The 15676-nt window shown below is 68.2% G+C and carries 17 protein-coding genes; 8 read left to right on the top strand and 9 right to left on the bottom strand.

Annotated elements, in window-relative coordinates:
- A partial coding sequence (locus HGBR_RS02940; RefSeq protein ID WP_019157832.1) for a recombinase family protein occupies positions 1 to 453 on the top strand: 453 nt, incomplete at its 5' end.
- 18 nt (positions 454 to 471) lie between these two features.
- Here the strand turns inward: HGBR_RS02940 and HGBR_RS02935 are convergent.
- Complete coding sequence (locus tag HGBR_RS02935) at positions 472 to 807, bottom strand: hypothetical protein (RefSeq protein ID WP_019157831.1); 336 nt, start codon at positions 805 to 807, stop codon at positions 472 to 474.
- Between the two features lie 534 nt (positions 808 to 1341).
- Here HGBR_RS02935 and HGBR_RS02930 point away from each other — a divergent pair.
- Together HGBR_RS02930 and HGBR_RS02925 are read left to right on the top strand one after the other, a co-directional pair.
- Positions 1342 to 2487, top strand: a complete 1146-nt coding sequence (locus HGBR_RS02930) for a hypothetical protein (protein WP_019157830.1) — start codon at positions 1342 to 1344, stop codon at positions 2485 to 2487.
- A gap of 71 nt (positions 2488 to 2558) precedes the next feature.
- Complete coding sequence (locus HGBR_RS02925) at positions 2559 to 3497, top strand: AbiTii domain-containing protein (protein WP_019157829.1); 939 nt, start codon at positions 2559 to 2561, stop codon at positions 3495 to 3497.
- 537 nt (positions 3498 to 4034) lie between these two features.
- Here the strand turns inward: HGBR_RS02925 and HGBR_RS19775 are convergent.
- The gene (locus tag HGBR_RS19775) at positions 4035 to 4874 is read right to left on the bottom strand and encodes a hypothetical protein (protein WP_147522146.1); all 840 of its coding nucleotides are present in this window, start codon (positions 4872 to 4874) and stop codon (positions 4035 to 4037) included.
- Positions 4875 to 5247: 373 nt separating this feature from the next.
- Between HGBR_RS19775 and HGBR_RS16165 the strand changes: the two genes are divergently transcribed.
- Entirely contained in the window at positions 5248 to 6426 is a 1179-nt protein-coding gene (locus HGBR_RS16165) for an oxygenase MpaB family protein (protein ID WP_019157828.1), read from the top strand.
- A gap of 92 nt (positions 6427 to 6518) precedes the next feature.
- Entirely contained in the window at positions 6519 to 7508 is a 990-nt protein-coding gene (locus tag HGBR_RS02915; protein ID WP_019157827.1) for an LLM class flavin-dependent oxidoreductase, read from the top strand.
- Positions 7509 to 7538: 30 nt separating this feature from the next.
- Here the strand turns inward: HGBR_RS02915 and HGBR_RS02910 are convergent, their stop codons facing one another.
- Entirely contained in the window at positions 7539 to 8576 is a 1038-nt protein-coding gene (locus HGBR_RS02910; protein WP_019157826.1) for an Rv2578c family radical SAM protein, read from the bottom strand.
- Positions 8577 to 8724: 148 nt separating this feature from the next.
- On the opposite strand from HGBR_RS02910, the gene HGBR_RS02905 reads away from it, so the two are divergent.
- Positions 8725 to 9273, top strand: a complete 549-nt coding sequence (locus tag HGBR_RS02905) for a YceI family protein (protein WP_019157825.1) — start codon at positions 8725 to 8727, stop codon at positions 9271 to 9273.
- 160 nt (positions 9274 to 9433) lie between these two features.
- Here HGBR_RS02905 and HGBR_RS02900 read toward each other — a convergent pair whose 3' ends face one another.
- The 5 genes from HGBR_RS02900 to HGBR_RS02880 form a co-directional block, all read right to left on the bottom strand.
- Positions 9434 to 10699 carry an aminotransferase class I/II-fold pyridoxal phosphate-dependent enzyme gene (locus HGBR_RS02900; RefSeq protein WP_019157824.1) on the bottom strand — a complete coding sequence of 422 codons (1266 nt, stop codon included), beginning with the start codon at positions 10697 to 10699 and terminating at the stop codon, positions 9434 to 9436.
- Positions 10696 to 11487 (bottom strand): histidinol-phosphatase, encoded by a 792-nt coding sequence (hisN, locus tag HGBR_RS02895; protein WP_019157823.1) that lies wholly within the window; start codon positions 11485 to 11487, stop codon positions 10696 to 10698. Before hisN ends, HGBR_RS02900 begins: the two co-directional genes overlap by 4 nt.
- A gap of 86 nt (positions 11488 to 11573) precedes the next feature.
- Positions 11574 to 12596, bottom strand: coding sequence for a ribosome small subunit-dependent GTPase A (gene rsgA, locus HGBR_RS02890; protein WP_019157822.1), 1023 nt, complete (start codon positions 12594 to 12596; stop codon positions 11574 to 11576).
- A 13-nt stretch (positions 12597 to 12609) separates the two neighbouring features.
- On the bottom strand, positions 12610 to 13908 hold the full coding sequence (gene aroA / locus HGBR_RS02885) for a 3-phosphoshikimate 1-carboxyvinyltransferase (protein ID WP_019157821.1): 1299 nt from the start codon (positions 13906 to 13908) through the stop codon (positions 12610 to 12612).
- Positions 13908 to 14405 carry a DoxX family membrane protein gene (locus HGBR_RS02880; protein ID WP_019157820.1) on the bottom strand — a complete coding sequence of 166 codons (498 nt, stop codon included), beginning with the start codon at positions 14403 to 14405 and terminating at the stop codon, positions 13908 to 13910. Before HGBR_RS02880 ends, aroA begins: the two co-directional genes overlap by 1 nt.
- Positions 14406 to 14556: 151 nt before the next feature.
- Between HGBR_RS02880 and HGBR_RS02875 the strand changes: the two genes are divergently transcribed.
- A complete protein-coding gene (locus HGBR_RS02875; RefSeq protein WP_019157819.1) occupies positions 14557 to 15168 on the top strand; it encodes a sigma-70 family RNA polymerase sigma factor in 612 nt (203 codons plus the stop codon).
- Between the two features lie 2 nt (positions 15169 to 15170).
- A complete protein-coding gene (gene rsrA / locus HGBR_RS02870) occupies positions 15171 to 15467 on the top strand; it encodes a mycothiol system anti-sigma-R factor (protein ID WP_019157818.1) in 297 nt (98 codons plus the stop codon).
- A gap of 81 nt (positions 15468 to 15548) precedes the next feature.
- On the opposite strand, the gene HGBR_RS21125 is transcribed toward rsrA, so the two are convergent.
- On the bottom strand, positions 15549 to 15623 hold the full coding sequence (locus tag HGBR_RS21125) for a 50S ribosomal protein bL37 (RefSeq protein ID WP_104061284.1): 75 nt from the start codon (positions 15621 to 15623) through the stop codon (positions 15549 to 15551).
- Between the last annotated feature and the right edge of the window lie 53 nt (positions 15624 to 15676).

The raw sequence follows: 15676 nt of genomic DNA, 5'->3' as shown, positions 1-15676 counted from the left end.
CGGACCGGGCTGGCTGACCTCATTGCGTACGTTCGCGAGGGTGACACAGTGCGGGTGTCCAGTCTCGATCGACTCGGGCGCGACACTCGTGACCTGCACTCCATCGTGGATGAGATCACGGCGAAAGGGTGTGTGCTGGAGTTCGCGTCTGAGCGCATCTCTGTTGCCAGGGACTCTCGGTCTCCGCTGCAGGAGCTGTTCTTGACGTTCCTCTCGGCGATGGCGGAGTTCGAGAGGACCCGTATCCGGGAGCGTCAGGCTGAGGGGATCGCACTGGCCAAGGCCCGCGGCGTGTACGACAAGCAGCGGTCCCTCTCGGATGAGGACGTCGAGGCGGTGCGCGCAATGGTCGACATGGGCATCCCGGTCTCCGAGGTGGCCCGGCGCTACTCGGTGAGTCGGCAGACGGTGTACTCGGCGCTGCGCGGGGACGGTGCTTACGGCAGGCCGTGATGAGGTGGTGGGTGCTGCTCACCGTCGAGCAGTGCGTGTCCGCCAGTAGGCGGCGCCGGGGGCGTGGTGCTTGCTGCGTGTCAGCCGGCTGATGTCGATGTGTGAGTCGATCCAGGCCCTCATCGTTTCGGTGGCTGTCCTGTAGTCACCGTCAGCGGTGAGGGTGAGTTCCACTGCGTCGAGGCGGGTGGTGACGGTTGCATCTGCGTGATTCTCGGTGACTGTGATCTCCGGTGCGTCGGTGAAGGCGAGCTGGAAGCGGATCACTTCACCGATGACCCAGTGATAAGTGCGTCGGATGCGCTCTATGCGGCGAGTGTCCTCCACTCGCGCGTGCAGCTCGTCCGGTTCCATCCCGGCAGTGTATAGAACAGAGATTCGAATATTGCTTGCCTCGGTCGGCCGAAGCCGGTGGTGCCGACTTCGAGGGTGTCGATGATCGCGTGCTCGCAGTGTGTGACGTCGGTATCCGCGACGAGCACGCAGTTGTAGGGCTGATCGGCAGCCGCCTCGCGGCGTCCATCGCGAAGAGCAATGACGCCAGGACCGCCCGAGTCTCGCTGGTCCGGCAGCGGGCGCCAAAGCTGCGAATCGTTCCTACCTCCGGGGAGACCAAGTCTTGAGGCCGGAGGAGGCCGCCGGCAGCGCCGGTGTGTCCCCAACCGGTGACGGGCTAGCACAACCGGCGAAGTGTCGGCTCGGATCGACATGATCGGCCCGCGCTACGCTGAGACGACGGAGAGCCGGATCGACCGCTGACTAGTTCTCAGGACTGCCCCCGCGACTGGGCGAGCGAGTCTGGGGCGCAGCCCTGCACCCAAGTGGCTGCAGGTTGTGACACTCGGCGGAGTGCCGGCGCGGAGCGTCGTCGGGTTCCGGGGGTAAGCAGTGACTGAGTGGTGGCAGGCATTCTCGGCGAAGTGGTCGTGGGACGACCCGATGCTTCTTCTGAGCCTTGTCACCATAGCGGGCACCGCGCTTATCCCCATTTTCCTGTGGCGGTTGGGCGCGAAACAGACGGAACGCGACAGCATTCTGATGAAGCGGCAAACTGAAACCCTTGCGCGTCAAGAGCGGATTGTCCGACGTCAACGGCGCGACTCCCTGCTTGAGCTCGTTGACCGATCCTCCGGCGCCGCGCAAATAAGGCTGTTGTGGCGAGAGGTCAGTGAGTTTGACGGTGAGGACAAAGACCTCCTTCTCGCCGTCTTCCGCACCAACGTCGCGCTCGCGCTGCCCGGTACATCCACCGGCGTGAAAGTCGAGGACGACTTCACTGACACCGTCGTGAGTCATTATGTCGGCGGGCTTGAGCGTCGCTACACACAAGGCTCCCGCGGGATCCATCCGTACCGCGGCCTGCTCGACTTCATTGAGGCAGCGAGGACCCTTGGGGCGCAGGTCGAGGAGTCAATGATCGTCCCGCTCGTGACGGGAACCAGTGCCGAGTGTCAGCGCCCGGATCACGGCTTCTACCGGCACCTGGTCAACGCCCTACCTTGTTCAGCAGGCGGACTACTCCACGCGGTTGAGGATATCGATTCCCACCGTTCCGGCGGTCTCAAGCTGAATGTTCTGACCGGCACCCTACTCGCGGTCAAGGACGCGGAGACCGGGCAATCCGAGCACTCTTCGACACGCTCTGTGGATCCGTCGCAAGAACTGAAGGAATCGGTACCTGTGGCCCTCGCTTACCTGCTCGATCGAGACAACTTGCGCTCATTCGACCAATGGTCACTGGAGGGTTCGACCGAATCGGCCAGCGCCACTGTCGCCTGGCTTATCAGAGCGGTCGGATGGCTAGCTGACGCAGACGAACACCTGGCGAAGCGGATGATTCAGAATCTCGCTGCGGCAATCCAGTCGATTCCTGCTGTGGACAGGGGTTGGGGGACCGATGCCCGGGATGTTCAACAAGGTTTCGAGTGGATCAGGCGGAAGCAACCCACGGTGTGGGAAGCCTACGGAGCTGACATGGCGTCGGCTGCGAAAGGAATAGGGCAGTGGGAAGCGGACGAACATGACAACGAGTGACAAAGATGAGGTGGAGTGGAGGTATTCGCTGTAGCGACCGTGACGTCGGAAGCGTGTGCTCTAATTGGCCCATGGGACGACAAGATGAGGCGCTTCGGGTCGCCGAAGAGCTACTGGCAGACATCGAGCTAAAGCGCCTGAAAGCGTCGGAGATTGTCCTTAAAGCGAGCCGTATCGCTCGGCTCGTCGGGCACGACGAGCTGAGCGAATTTCTTGTTGCCGAGCGCAACGGATACACGGGGTCAGAAACCGAGTGGATCCAGCGTGCCGGGCGGTCTTCAGAGGGCGGGGGCGACAAATTCTTCCCGCAACCTATCGCTAAGGTGGAGGCGGCACTCGAGGCCGCGCAGCAGGCCATCACGGCATTGCAAGGCGGCGGTAATTTCTCCGGCGACTTCATTTTGGTGGCGTCCCGCGAGCACGACACCCGCATCTCCAAACAAGCGCACAATGCCAGCATATGGGCTGGAATCGCTGGACAAGTGGTTGCTGCCATCTACGACATGGTGGCCGAGATCTACCACGAGCTGCTGTTCAGCGAGTTGCAGGCTACCTTGTTCGCGGACACTCAGAGCAAGGTAGACGGGTCGTTGGCGGAGGCGAGCGGCTCCGCTCTAGAGAAGATTGAGCGGGTATCGGATCGGCTCCGTGACAGCGATCCCGAATCGGTCAGCCAAGCGTTGACGACTTGTCGGAGACTTATCGACTCGGTTGCCGACCACGTGTTCCCCGCTCGGTCGGAACCGTACGCCATTGGTAAAGAGACGACGCTGTCGGTCGGGTCGCAGAACGTGTTGAACAGGTTGCAGGCATACACCCACGAACGGGGCATCGCGAAGGGGCGTCGGGACCGGCTCCGGCGGGCGCTCCTGGACCTGTACGGGCGGTGCTCGGCTGGGGCGCACGCCGAAGTAACCGTGGACGAAGCACGCTTCGTATTCCTCCAGACGTACGTTGCGCTCGGGGAGATTCTGACGTTGACCGATTACGAGGAAGCGGAAGCTGATTAGACCCAGTACCGCTGCTGAGTGAACCGATACTCGCCGTAAGGCCTGGAGAAATCAAGAGCTCGCACATACGGCGACTCGGTGCGGCCCTCCTCGGTGGGCAACGAGTGTCTGGCATCACCTGATGATCCGCCATGCCGGAACTTGCTGAAGCTTCGCTTTAACGTGTAGGTGACGCCTACCACAGCCTATGCATCTGAGGATGCGATGGTCGCGGCAGAGGGTGTTCCTGTTCGGCGTGCGGGACCGCGGCGTATGGCATCGATCCTGGTCTCCAGGGGAGTTGTTGAAGCAGAACGGTATGCCCGGTCGGAGTGCCACAAAAGTGTTGACCGCCTGCTCGAACAGAACCGTGCACTTGTGGCATGTCCTCGGGCCGGATCGACCGAGACGACATCCAGGCGATGTGACGGGGTCATGTGCGCCAGCGGACGAGGCGACGAAGCATCCCCCGCAGGGCGGCAGTGACACTGTTCCGCCCAGTTCGTTTGTCGTAGGGCACTCGCTGAACATAGAACGGGCTTCCGACCACAAGACTGGTCACGCGCGCTTCTCTGCCTGTGCTGGCTTCGCTCCAGTCCAGGTAGCTGTATACCCGGTCTTCCCGGTGGATGGGATCGGGTGCACACTATGGCAGCGAAACAGGAGCTCGACGTCCAGGCCCTGAGAGCTCGGACCGATCATGTTGCGGGTTGAGGTGCCGCGCCAGTGGCCTTGGAGCCATCGCTCATCACCCGAGGCTCGGGTCGCACCGAACTCGTGGCAATAGTGCTCCTCGAACAACGGCTCGGTCTGCGAACCTGCCCGAGACGTGGGGATGTCAAGAGACTCCGACGTCGTGAGCTGACCGTCGGCGGTTCCACTCAGCAGTATCCATGTGACGGTGTCGGATTCGGATGATTCATGAGTTTCGTCCGAGGCGGACGAGTCGCGATCCGCATCGGTCGGATTGATCAGTTCGACGAGCCAGAGCGCGAGTGCGGGGGCTGGCCCTTCGTCGTCTGCGGAGCGCCAGTCGTCGTGGGTGACAACTCGGAACCGACATGGGCCTGTGTAGGAATAGGTGGATCCTGCTTGGTACGTTGTCGACGCTGTGGCGTGTTCGGCAGCACGTTCTACGTGTTCGAGAGTCGTGGCTGCCACACTGAGAAGTTGCGTCCGCTGCGTGGGGTCGACCCCGGGAAGAGCAGTGTACTTGACCCTCTCCGGTGCCTCGGCGCTTGAACTGACGGAGAGGCTCGTAAGGGAGGCACCTCCCTCGATGCTGGCCTTGAAGTCGCCCTCCACTTCGAAGGCGGTCGGCCGAGGCGCGAACGGGTCCGTCATCCCCCGGGGCTTGTTGTAGCTCAGGTACAGGTGATCATGTGGGTTGAAGGTCATTCTTCGGTTCCTGTCGTCCCATCACGTGTTCGTCTGTCATGTACGCCTTTCGCCAACTGACTCTAGCGAAGCGTCGCATCCCTCTCGTCGGTGACGACAACGTCATGACCCACAACATCTAGGGGTCATTATTCAGACGTCGTCGACACCGGTGAGGGGCCTTCCTCATGTGTGGTCGGATGAGCGACGCGAGGAGTGGACCGAGGTTCCCGATCGCTGTGCCTCTGCCTGCACCTCGCAACATCCGTGCGCCACCGCGGGTGTCTGCACCGCGAGCGGCCCTGACTCGCCGACATCGGTGCGGCGCTCTTCGCGCGATCCGACTGAACAGTTGTTAGTGTTGTGGCTCACACACGGATTCGAAGGAGCATCCATGACCGAGCAGCAGTGGCCTCGCGAGCGGGGGAGTGAGGCAGACTTCCGCGAGCGCTTCGGCGCCGCCCTGGCCGACCGATTCCACCGGGCCTTCTACGAGGGCGACCCCGCAGCGGACGCGCTGTTCGAGGATCCCACCACACGAGGGACCCACATGAAGCAGCTGCGCGCGGCGCTGTCGTCCGGTGGGGCGGCGGACGATGATGCCCCTGCCGTCCGCGCCTTCATCGCCGACATGCAGGATTCACTCGCGGACGTCGACTGGGATCGGATCGCGCGGGCCCGCCGCGTCATCCTCAGCATCCCGATCCTCGACCACAGCATCGCGCTGGGCCCCGGCTCGCTCACGCACACATACTCCTCACCGGCCATCGCCACGGTGCTGACGGCGACGGGACGACTGGTCGACGGCGCCCTGCGACGCCTCACCGACACCCGGAACTGGCTGTACCACCTCTACTTCGAGGACGCGCTGAAGCCGGGCGGAGGGGGATTCGAGCACACCGGCATGGTCCGCGCGATGCACGCGTTCTCCCGCGCGCAGCATCGCAGTCGCGGAGGCGGCACAGAGGACTACGGCGAGCCGATCAACTCGATCGACATGCTGCGGACCTGGTTCGACTTCACGCACGTCCCCTACCGCGGCCTCGACGGGATGGGCTACACGCTCACGACTGAGCAGCTGCGCGATGTGTACTACTTCTGGCACGCGGTGGGCGGCCTGCTGGGCATCCCGCCCGACCTGCTCAACGGCCTGGACGACCACGAGTCCTCCCAGTCGATGGTCGACGCCATCGTCGCGGTCGCCGGCCGGCCCAATGCGGACTCCCGCGCGCTCGTGGACGCACTGGTCGACGCCGTCAGCGCACAGCTGGGCCTGGTGCTGGGCCTGCCCGTCGGGCCGCTGCGCGAACGGACGGAGGCGCAGATCCGGATGATCCACGGCGATGAGATCGCGGACTGGCTGGAGGTCCCGCGCCGCTCGATCCAGGTCGCGGAGGCGCTGCACGTGCCCACCGTCCGGCAGCGCTTCGCCTTCCTGTACCAGCTGCCGGACGCGCTGGGACAGGAGATCGCGACGAACCAGGCTCTGATCGTGCAGCTGCTGGAGGCCACCGAGGACGGCGACTCGGCCTACGAGACGGCGCCGTCCGCATCGCCGGCGGAGGCCGCCTGACACGGTCAGACAGGCGCACGGGAAGGGAATAGTCTCCCGGGCGCGGGGGTTGTGCGAAGGACGCATCCCCCTGCCCCTGAGGAGGCTCCTCCGTGTCCGTTCCGCTCAGCATCCTCGACCTCGTCTCGATCTCCGAGGGGTCGACCGCCCGCGAGGCCATCGCCGCCTCGGTGACGTCAGCACAGCTGGCGGACCGGCTGGGGTACACCCGCCTGTGGTTCGCGGAGCACCACAACACGGTCAACCTCGCCTCGAGCGCGACCTCGCTGCTCATCGGGCACGCCGCGGCGGCGACGGAGCGGATCCGCGTGGGCGCCGGCGGCGTCATGCTGCCCAACCACGCACCGCTCATGGTCGCGGAGCAGTTCGGGACGCTCGCGAACATGCACGGCGACCGGATCGACCTGGGTCTGGGCCGAGCCCCCGGCACGGATCAGATGACGGCCCAGGCGCTGGCGCGGTCGTCCGCGGAGCCGCAGGCGTTCGCGCAGAACATCTACGACCTGCAGGGCTGGCTGGGCGAGCACGGCCGTGCCCACAGCATCCCGATCGTCTCCGCCGTCTCCCAGGGCACGGACGTACCGATCTGGGTGCTGGGCTCGACCGTCAACGGTGCGGCGATCGCCGGTCAGCTGGGGCTGCCCTTCTCCGTGGCCTCCCACTTCGCGCCGGACCAGCTGGACGAGGCGATCCGGGTCTACCGGGAGTCCTTCACGACGGAATCGCCCACCGCGCAGATCGAGGAGCCTCGCGTCATGGCGGGCATCAACGTGATGGTGGCGGACACGGACGAGGCGGCGGCGCGCGAGTTCACCGTCGTCCAGCAGATGTTCCTCGACCTGCGCACCGGCGGGCGCCGCCGCATCCAGCCGCCCGTCGATCCGGCGGAGATAGCCACGCGCGGCGGAGACCGGAACCCCATGCTCCAGATCTCCGCCGTGGGATCGCCCCAGACGGTCACCCGTCAGCTCGAGGAGTTCGTCGCGCGCACGGGTGCGGATGAGCTCATCACCGTCACCTACGCCTACGACCGGCAGGTCCGCGACCGCTCCCTCGAACTGCTGGCCGGTGCCTGGTTCTGAAACCCGCCGCCCCACCCCGGCCCGGCACCCTCAGAAGAGCGCGGGCTGCGCCGGGGTGGCCCGCGCGGTCACGCCGGCAGAGTCTTCCGCGCCCGCGCCCGAGGCCGGATCGCTGCTGTACTCGTCGTCATCCTGCGCCGCCAGTCCCCACTGCTCGATCAGCGGCGCGATCCGCTGCGACAGCATGCGACGGTAGGCCCGGGGTGCGTAGGCGGACCGCGCGTACATCCCCTCGTACGCACCGCGCAGGTCCGGGCGGTGCCGGTCCAACCACGTGAAGAACCACTCGCGCGCGCCCGGCCGCAGGTGCAGGGCGCCGTACACGACGCTGTGCGCACCGGCCGCCGCGATCCGACCCAGCGCTTGGTTCAGCTGCTCCGTCGAGTCCGTCAGGTACGGCAGCACCGGCATGAGGAACACGCGCAGCCGGAACCCCAGCTCCGCGGCCGCCCGCACGGTCGCCAGGCGCGCCGCGGTCGTGGGAGTACCGGGCTCGATGCTCGACTGCAGCTCTTCGTCGTACACCGCGATCGACATCGCCAGGTCGACCGGGACATCCTCCGCCGCGCGTGCCAGCAGAGGCAGATCCCGGCGCAGCAGCGTGCCCTTCGTGAGGATCGACAGGGGAGTGCCGGAATCCGCCAGCGCCTCGATGACGCCGGGCATCAGCCGGTAGCGGCCCTCCGCCCGCTGGTACGGGTCCGTGTTCGTGCCCAGCGCCACGTGCTCGCGCCGCCAGCCGCGCCGCGACGTCTCCGCCCGCAGGACCTGTGCGACGTTCACCTTGACGACCAGCTCCCGGTCGAAATCCTGCCCGGGGTCCAGATCGAGGTACGTGTGGGTGTTCCGCGCGAAGCAGTAGACGCACGCGTGGGAGCACCCGCGGTACGGATTCACCGTCCAGGGGAAGGGCATCGCGCTGCGGGCCGGCACCTTGTTGAGCGCGGACTTCGCCATCACCTCATGGAAGCGCACGCCCGCGAACTCCGGCGTTCGCGTCGTCTGCAGGAGGCCGGGGATCTGCAGGGATCCCGCCGGCGGGGTTGCGTTCTGGCTCGTCCATCGCATGACTCGATTAGAACACATGACCGAATAGTCCGCCAGGGTCGGATGCGGCAGACTGTGCCGGGGGTCACGGAGAATCTCTGTTGCATCTGGTTGAAACTTTAACTAAAGTCATTCCTGTCGTCACACCCACAGACACTTAGGAGTCACCATGACTGCACTGCCCACGAACCTCACCGCCGGCACCTGGAACGTCGACGCCCTCCACTCCACCTTCGGCTTCATCGCCCGCCACGCAGGCGTCTCGAAGGTCCGCGGCCAGTTCGAGGTCATCGGCGGCACCCTCGAGGTGGCCGACGAGTTCGAGAACAGCACCGTGAGCGCGGAGGCGGACGCCTCCACGATCACGACCGGCAACGAGCAGCGCGACGGACACCTGCAGTCCGGCGACTTCCTCCTGGCGGAGGAGAACCCCAAGGTCGTCTTCCAGTCGACCGCCATCAAGAACTTCGACGGCGAGGAGTTCGACCTCGAGGGCACGCTCTCGATGCGCGGCGTGTCCAAGCCCGTCACCTTCAAGGCCGAGTTCAGCGGCGCGACCGAGGACCCCAACGGCAACATGGTCGCGGGCTTCTCCGCCACCGCGAAGATCAACCGCAAGGACTGGGACATGAACTTCGACGCCGTGCTCAAGGGCGGCGAGCTGCTGGTCTCCGACAAGATCACCCTCGAGATCGACATCGAGGCCGTCAAGGCCTGACGATCCAGCGGATCTCACACGAGTGCCCCGGGCATCTGCCCGGGGCACTCGTGTTTCTGCGTGCGACCCCGTCGAGTTCGCACTCTTCTCGCGTTGTACGGACGAGCATTCCCTCACACAGCGAGAGAAGTGGGGTATGGCGTGCGATGAGGGATGGACATCAGCCGCGCACGGAGGCGCGCAGTCGAGCGGCGGCCTCGTCGACCTCGGCGGCGGTGCGGCAGAACGAGTACCGGATGACGGTCTCGAGCGCCTGCGCCGTGGGGGAGTCGGCCGCGCACAGCGCGGGCGCCGGGATCCCCGTGACCCCCACCTCGCGGCTGAGGTGCTCGTTGAGGGCGAAGGCACCGCCGGTCAGGCCCTGCTCCTCGACGAGGCGCCCGAAGTCGGCCAGGACGAAGTAGCCCGAGGCCGCCGGCGCCACTCGCACACCGGGCACCTCCCGCAGTGCGGAGGTGAGGACGTCCCGCTTCCGCGCCAGCTCCTGCGCATTCCGTGCGCCGAAGTCCCCGTGGTCGGTCAGCGCGGTCGCGATCGCCGGCTGGAACGGCGCCCCCGTCGTGAAGGTGAGGTACTGCTTGACCGCGCGGACGGCCGTGATGACCTCCGGCGATCCGATGATCCAGCCGATCTTCCATCCCGTCGCGTTGAAGGTCTTGCCCGCGGACGACACCGTCACGACCCGCGGATCGTCCAGGACCGAGGCCGGGGCGACGTGGGTGCCCTCGAAGACGAGGTGCTCGTAGACCTCGTCGGTCAGCAGCCACGCGTCCGCCTGTGCTGCGAGCGCGCCGATCCGCCGGATCTGCTCCTCCGTCAGCACGAGTCCCGTGGGGTTGTGCGGGGTGTTGAGGAGGACGATCGAGGTGCGGTCGGTGATCGCGGCGGCCAGCCGGTCCAGATCCACGTCCGCGCCGTCCTCCCGCAGATCGAGGCCCACCGGCACCAGCCGGGCGCCCGCCAGCTGCGCGGCCGCGGCGTACGAGTCGTAGTAGGGCTCCAGGACAACGACGTCCGTGCCCAGGGGGGCCAGGGCGACGATCGCGGCGGTGAGCGCCTCCGTCGCGCCGGTCGTCACGAGGACGTCCTGCGGGTCGACGCGGTGGCCCCAGTCGCGCAGCCGCTGCTCCGCGATCGCCTCCCGCAGCGCGGGTGCACCGGCGGGGGGCGGGTACTGGTTCGCGCCGTCGAGCATCGCCCGGTGCGCCGCCTCGACGAGGAAGTCAGGGGTGGGGTCGCCCGGGGCGCCCTGTCCCAGATTCACGGCGTCCACGGACAGCGCCATCTGCGTCATCCGGCCGAAGATCGTCTCCTGGACCTCGCCGGTGGGGCTCACGAGGCCCGCGGCCTCGGACATCCGATGCCACACCGGCTGCTCGCCCGCGAGGCTGCCCGGCAGGGCGCGGGGTGCGTGCGCGTCGCTCATGCGCCGTCTCCCGTCACGAGCGCCCGAGCGGCCTCGTGGAGGTGCCCGTTGCTCGCGATCGCATCGGGACCGAACGGCCCCGATGTCCCGTCCAGGCCGGTGAACGTGCCGCCGGCCTCCTGCACGATCGGGACGAGGGCGGCCATGTCGTAGAGCTCCAGCTCCGGCTCCGCGGCGATGTCCACGACCCCTTCGGCCACCATCATGTACGACCAGAAGTCCCCGTACGCGCGGGTGCGCCACACCGTGTCGAAGAGCCCCAGCAGCCCGTCGCGCATCCCGCGCTCCTGCCACCCGCTCAGGGACGAGTACGACACGGACGCGTCCGCCAGATCTCGCACCTGGGAGACCGCCAGGCGCTGGGCAGCGCCGCCGCGCACGGACCGGAACGCGCCCGCGCCCGCACTCGCCCACCAGCGCAGCCCCAGGGCCGGTGCGCTCACGACGCCCACCAGCGGCCGGTCCCCGTCGTACAGGCCGATGAGCGTCGCCCAGACCGGCACACCGCGCACGAAGTTCTTGGTCCCGTCGATCGGGTCGATGATCCAGCGGCGGCCCGCCTCACCGCCGCGCGCGCCGAACTCCTCGCCCAGCAGGGCGTCCGCCGGGCGTTCCGCCGCGAGACGCTCCGACACCAGCTGCTCGACGGCGCGATCGACCTCCGTGACCGGGGTGAGGTCCGGCTTCGATTCGACGGCGAAGTCGTGCGCCTCGAAGCGGGGGAGGGCCAGGGCGTCGGCCGCGTCTGCGAGCGACAGGGCGAGGGAGAGGTCATCTGCGACGGTCATGGTCCCAGTCTAGGGACCCGACCGCACGGTGACGGGACCGTTCGGAGTCCGGACCGCGGGGATCCGCGCGGGGTCCGAACGGTCCGTCAGGCCAGGTTCCCCAACAGCCGCCGCAGCGAGTCCAGGCGCCTCACGCCGGAGGCGCCCGCGTGCCCGTCCGCCACCCATGCGTCCAGGGCGCAGCCGACCGCATCCGCCGCGTGCGTGCAGCCGCGCGGGCACTGTGCGGTCGCCGGCGCCAGCTCCGCGAAGGAGGCGACGACGGAGTCCGGATCCACGTGCGCCAGACCGAAGCTGCGCACGCCGGGGGTGTCCATGACCCAGCCGCCCTGCGCGAGCGGCAGCGCCCAGGTGGACGAGGACGTGTGCCGGCCCGTCCCGGTCGCCCCGCTCACCTCGCCCGTCGCGCGGTCCGCGCCGGGCACCAGCCGGTTGATGAGCGTCGACTTGCCCACGCCGGAATGCCCCAGCAGCACGCTCTGCCGGTCGATGAGGTGGGGCAGCAGCGCGTCGATCCGGGGCACGCCGTCCTCATCGAAGCCGCATTCGACGATGAGGACGTCGACGTCCGCGAACCGGTCCCGGACCTGGGCGGCCGACCGGAGGTCCGTCTTCGTCACCGCGATGAGGGGGCGGATGCCCGCGTCGAACGCCGCGACCGCGGTGCGGTCGAGGAAGCCCCACGACGGCTCCGGATCCGCCGTCGCCGTCACGACGACGAGCGTGTCCGCGTTCGCGACGACCACCCGCTCCGTGGGATCCGTGTCGTCCGAGGACCGCCGCAGCACCGTCGTCCGCTCCGCGACCGTCACGATGCGCGCCAGCGTCCCGTCGTCCCCGGACGTGTCGCCGGTCATCGTCACCCGGTCCCCGGGGACGATGGACCGCTTGCGCAGGTGCGAGGCGCGCACGCACGTGATGAGGGGGGCCTCCGCCGAGGCCGTGGCCAGGTCCGTGCCCGGCACCACCCGGAATCGGCCCCGGTCCACGGAGACGACGACGCCCGGTCTGGCGTCCGCGTAGTCGGGCCGCCGCTTGGTGCGGGGTCGGCTGCCGCGCCTGCTGGGGCGGGGACGGTAGTCCTCCTCGCGTGTGATGACGCGTCCCATGACGAGTGCGGGCTCAGGCGCCCACGGCCTCCTCCCACAGCTGCACGAACGTGGGCATCGTCTTCGCGACGGTGTCCGGATCGTCCAGCACCGTGCCGGGGACCCGCAGCGCGATGATGGCGCCGGCCATGACCATCCGGTGATCGTGGTACGTGCTCCACAGCGAGGGCTCGTGCGGCGCCCGCCGGAGGGTGAGGCTGTCCGCGGTCTCGTCGACGACGGCGCCCGCCCGGGTGAGCTCCGCCGTGAGGGCGGCCAGGCGGTCCGTCTCGTGGCCGCGCAGGTGGCCGATGCCGCGCAGCGTGCTGGTCCCGTCCGCGAACGCGGCGACCGCGGCCGTGACCGGGGTCAGCTCGCCCACGTGGGACAGGTCGAGGTCGACGGGGGACAGCGACGCCGGTCCCGTCACGGTGAGGCCGGACCGGGTGAGGGCGACAGTGCCGCCGAACGCCTCCGCGATTCGTCGGAACTCGTCCCCCGCCTGCGTCGTGTGGACGGGCCAGTGGGGGATCGTGACCGTCCCGCCGGTCACGAGTGCCGCGCCCAGGAAGGGAGCGGCGTTCGAGAGGTCCGGTTCGACGACGACGTCCAGGCCGCGCGGGCGGCCGGGCTCCACGACCCAGTGGCCGGGCTCCGGCTCGTCGACGCGCACACCCGCGTCCTCGAGCACCTCGATCGTCATGTCGATGTGAGGGCGGGACGGCAGCGCGTCACCCGTGTGCGTGACATCGACGCCCAGGTCGAAGAGGCCGCCGGACAGGAGGAGACCGGACACGAACTGGCTGGAGGCGGACGCATCGATGCGCACGTGCCCGCCTCGGACCCCGCCGGGTGCGCGCACGGAGAAGGGGAGTCGTCCATCAGCGGACTCGACGTCGACGCCCAGCACCGTCAGCGCGTCCAGCAGCGTCGACATGGGGCGCGTGTAGGCGGTCTCGTCGCCGTCGAACCGGACCGTGCGGCCGGTCGCCGCGGCGAGCGGCGGCACGAAGCGCATGACCGTGCCCGCCAGCCCGCAGTCGACGGTGAGCGGGTCCGCGGACCCGGCGGCGGCCTCGGGCGCGGGGAGGGGGGTCACGCGCAGGTCGCCCCGGTCGGTCTCCGTCACCCGGACGCCCAGACTGCGGACCGCTTCGATCATGAGCCGGGTGTCGCGGCTGACCAGCGGATTCCGAATGATCGACGCGGAATCCGCAGCGGCGGCGGTGATGAGGTAGCGGTTGGTGAGCGACTTGGAGCCGGGAACGGCGACCTCGGCACGGATGGGTGCCGAGGCCGCCGGGGCGCGCCACTGGGAGGGGGAACCCGCCATCAACGCGGGGAGACGGCGTCGACGGCCTTCGCCGACGTCTTCTCGATGTTCTTCCGCAGATCCTCCGCGGCGTGCTGCGCACGCCACATGAGACCCGGACGACCGGCGGTGTCGACACTGGCCAGCAGAGCGCCGCCCAGCATCGAGGAGCGCATGAGCGTCTCGTTCCGGCGTGCGGCCTTCTCCTCCTTCGTGTGCGCCTTCCCGCTGGTGAGCGCATCACCGGCGAGGTCCAGCACGTACGTGCTCACGAGGACGACGGACGCGGCGCGGGGGAAGCGGCCGATCGCCAGCAGCACGCCGGCCGCGGCCTGCGCGGCACCGGAGGCGCGCGCGACGGTCTCCGCACCCACGGGCAGATCGACGAACTTCCGGGCCGCGGAGAGGACCGCCTCGGTCGACTCGACCGACGCGCGGGGGTCGCGCACCCGGGCGACGCCGTTGGCGATGTAGGCGCTGGCGAGCAGAGGGCGGGCGAGGAGTCGGACAGGGTTCACGGTGGATCCTTCCGTGCAGGGTATGCGGTCTGTGCCACAGCATATCCTCCCCGGAATAGCGCCGGGTGGGGGAGCGTTGTCCGGATGCGAGGAGGTGACCGTGCCGACGGACACGACAGAGAGGCCGCGCGAGGGCCTACGATGGGAAGCGATGACTGAGATCGCCCATCCGCCCGCAGCGGAGACAGACGACGAGCGCCACGAGCGGTTCGAGCGCGATGCGCTCGAATACGTGAACCAGCTCTACGGAGCCGCCCTGCGCATGACGCGCAACCCGGCGGACGCAGAGGACCTGGTGCAGGAGGCGTACGCGAAGGCCTACGCGGCCTTCCACCAGTACACGCCCGGCACCAACCTGAAGGCGTGGCTGTACCGGATCCTCACGAACACGTTCATCAACAACTACCGCAAGAAGCAGCGGCGCCCGCAGGAGTCCAGCGGCGAGGGCATCGAGGACTGGCAGATCCACCGGGCCGCCAGCCACACCTCGTCGGAGGGTCGCTCCGCGGAACTGGTCGCCCTCGACCACCTGCCGGATTCGGACGTGACGGACGCGCTGTCCTCGCTGCCGGAGGACCGCAGGATGGTCGTCTACTACGCGGACGTCGAGGGCATGCCGTACAAGGAGATCGCAGACGTCATGGGGACACCCATCGGCACCGTCATGTCGCGCCTGCACCGCGGGCGTCGGCAGTTGCGCGAGCTCCTGGCGGACTACGCCCGCGACCGCGGTTTCGGACTGGAGAAGAGAGAGGAGGCGTGAGCATGAGCATCGAGAACGAGCCCGGCGGTGATCCCTGCGACGCCGGCGCGCGTGCGCGCAGCCTCGATCGGATCTACCACTATCTGGACGGGGAGCTGGAGCCGCGCGAGGTGGAGGTCATCAAAGCGCACCTGGCCGGCTGCACGGACTGCAGCGGCGAGTACGAGATCGAAGCGCTGCTGAAGGAGCTGGTCCGCCGGTCGTGCACCGCGGGATCCGCACCGGAGGGCCTGCGCGAGCGCATCCGCGAACGGATCGTGGTCGAACGGCGCACGACCATCATCCGCCGCCTGGGCTGAGCGCGGCGGACAGCCGCACAGACGGCAGGAGGGCCCGGAACCGTGCGGTTCCGGGCCCTCCTGGCATTCGCATGGATCAGATCATGCGTTGGGGCGCTTGCCGTGGTTGGCGCCGCCCCTCTTGCGGTCGCGGCGCTTGCGTGCTCGCTTGCTCATTGTTCACTCCTCACTTCCGGTGGGTCGATCTTTCCACACCGCCGGCCGGCCCC

This window comes from Brevibacterium senegalense, assembly GCF_000285835.1.
Taxonomy (GTDB): domain Bacteria; phylum Actinomycetota; class Actinomycetes; order Actinomycetales; family Brevibacteriaceae; genus Brevibacterium; species Brevibacterium senegalense.
The sequence above is the reverse complement of the archived record's forward strand: the minus strand, read 5'-3'. Positions and strand labels throughout refer to the sequence as shown.

What these genes read in the sequence shown, in the direction of transcription:
- HGBR_RS19775 (WP_147522146.1), bottom strand. Translation starts at nt 4,874, where the DNA reads ATGACCTTCAACCCACATGATCACCTGTACCTGAGCTACAACAAGCCC.
- rsgA (WP_019157822.1), bottom strand. Translation starts at nt 12,596, where the DNA reads ATGGGACGCGTCATCACACGCGAGGAGGACTACCGTCCCCGCCCCAGC.
- HGBR_RS02900 (WP_019157824.1), bottom strand. Translation starts at nt 10,699, where the DNA reads ATGAGCGACGCGCACGCACCCCGCGCCCTGCCGGGCAGCCTCGCGGGC.
- HGBR_RS16165 (WP_019157828.1), top strand. Translation starts at nt 5,248, where the DNA reads ATGACCGAGCAGCAGTGGCCTCGCGAGCGGGGGAGTGAGGCAGACTTC.
- rsrA (WP_019157818.1), top strand. Translation starts at nt 15,171, where the DNA reads ATGAGCATCGAGAACGAGCCCGGCGGTGATCCCTGCGACGCCGGCGCG.
- HGBR_RS02905 (WP_019157825.1), top strand. Translation starts at nt 8,725, where the DNA reads ATGACTGCACTGCCCACGAACCTCACCGCCGGCACCTGGAACGTCGAC.
- HGBR_RS02935 (WP_019157831.1), bottom strand. Translation starts at nt 807, where the DNA reads ATGGAACCGGACGAGCTGCACGCGCGAGTGGAGGACACTCGCCGCATA.
- HGBR_RS02875 (WP_019157819.1), top strand. Translation starts at nt 14,557, where the DNA reads ATGACTGAGATCGCCCATCCGCCCGCAGCGGAGACAGACGACGAGCGC.
- hisN (WP_019157823.1), bottom strand. Translation starts at nt 11,487, where the DNA reads ATGACCGTCGCAGATGACCTCTCCCTCGCCCTGTCGCTCGCAGACGCG.
- HGBR_RS02910 (WP_019157826.1), bottom strand. Translation starts at nt 8,576, where the DNA reads ATGCGATGGACGAGCCAGAACGCAACCCCGCCGGCGGGATCCCTGCAG.
- aroA (WP_019157821.1), bottom strand. Translation starts at nt 13,908, where the DNA reads ATGGCGGGTTCCCCCTCCCAGTGGCGCGCCCCGGCGGCCTCGGCACCC.
- HGBR_RS02925 (WP_019157829.1), top strand. Translation starts at nt 2,559, where the DNA reads ATGGGACGACAAGATGAGGCGCTTCGGGTCGCCGAAGAGCTACTGGCA.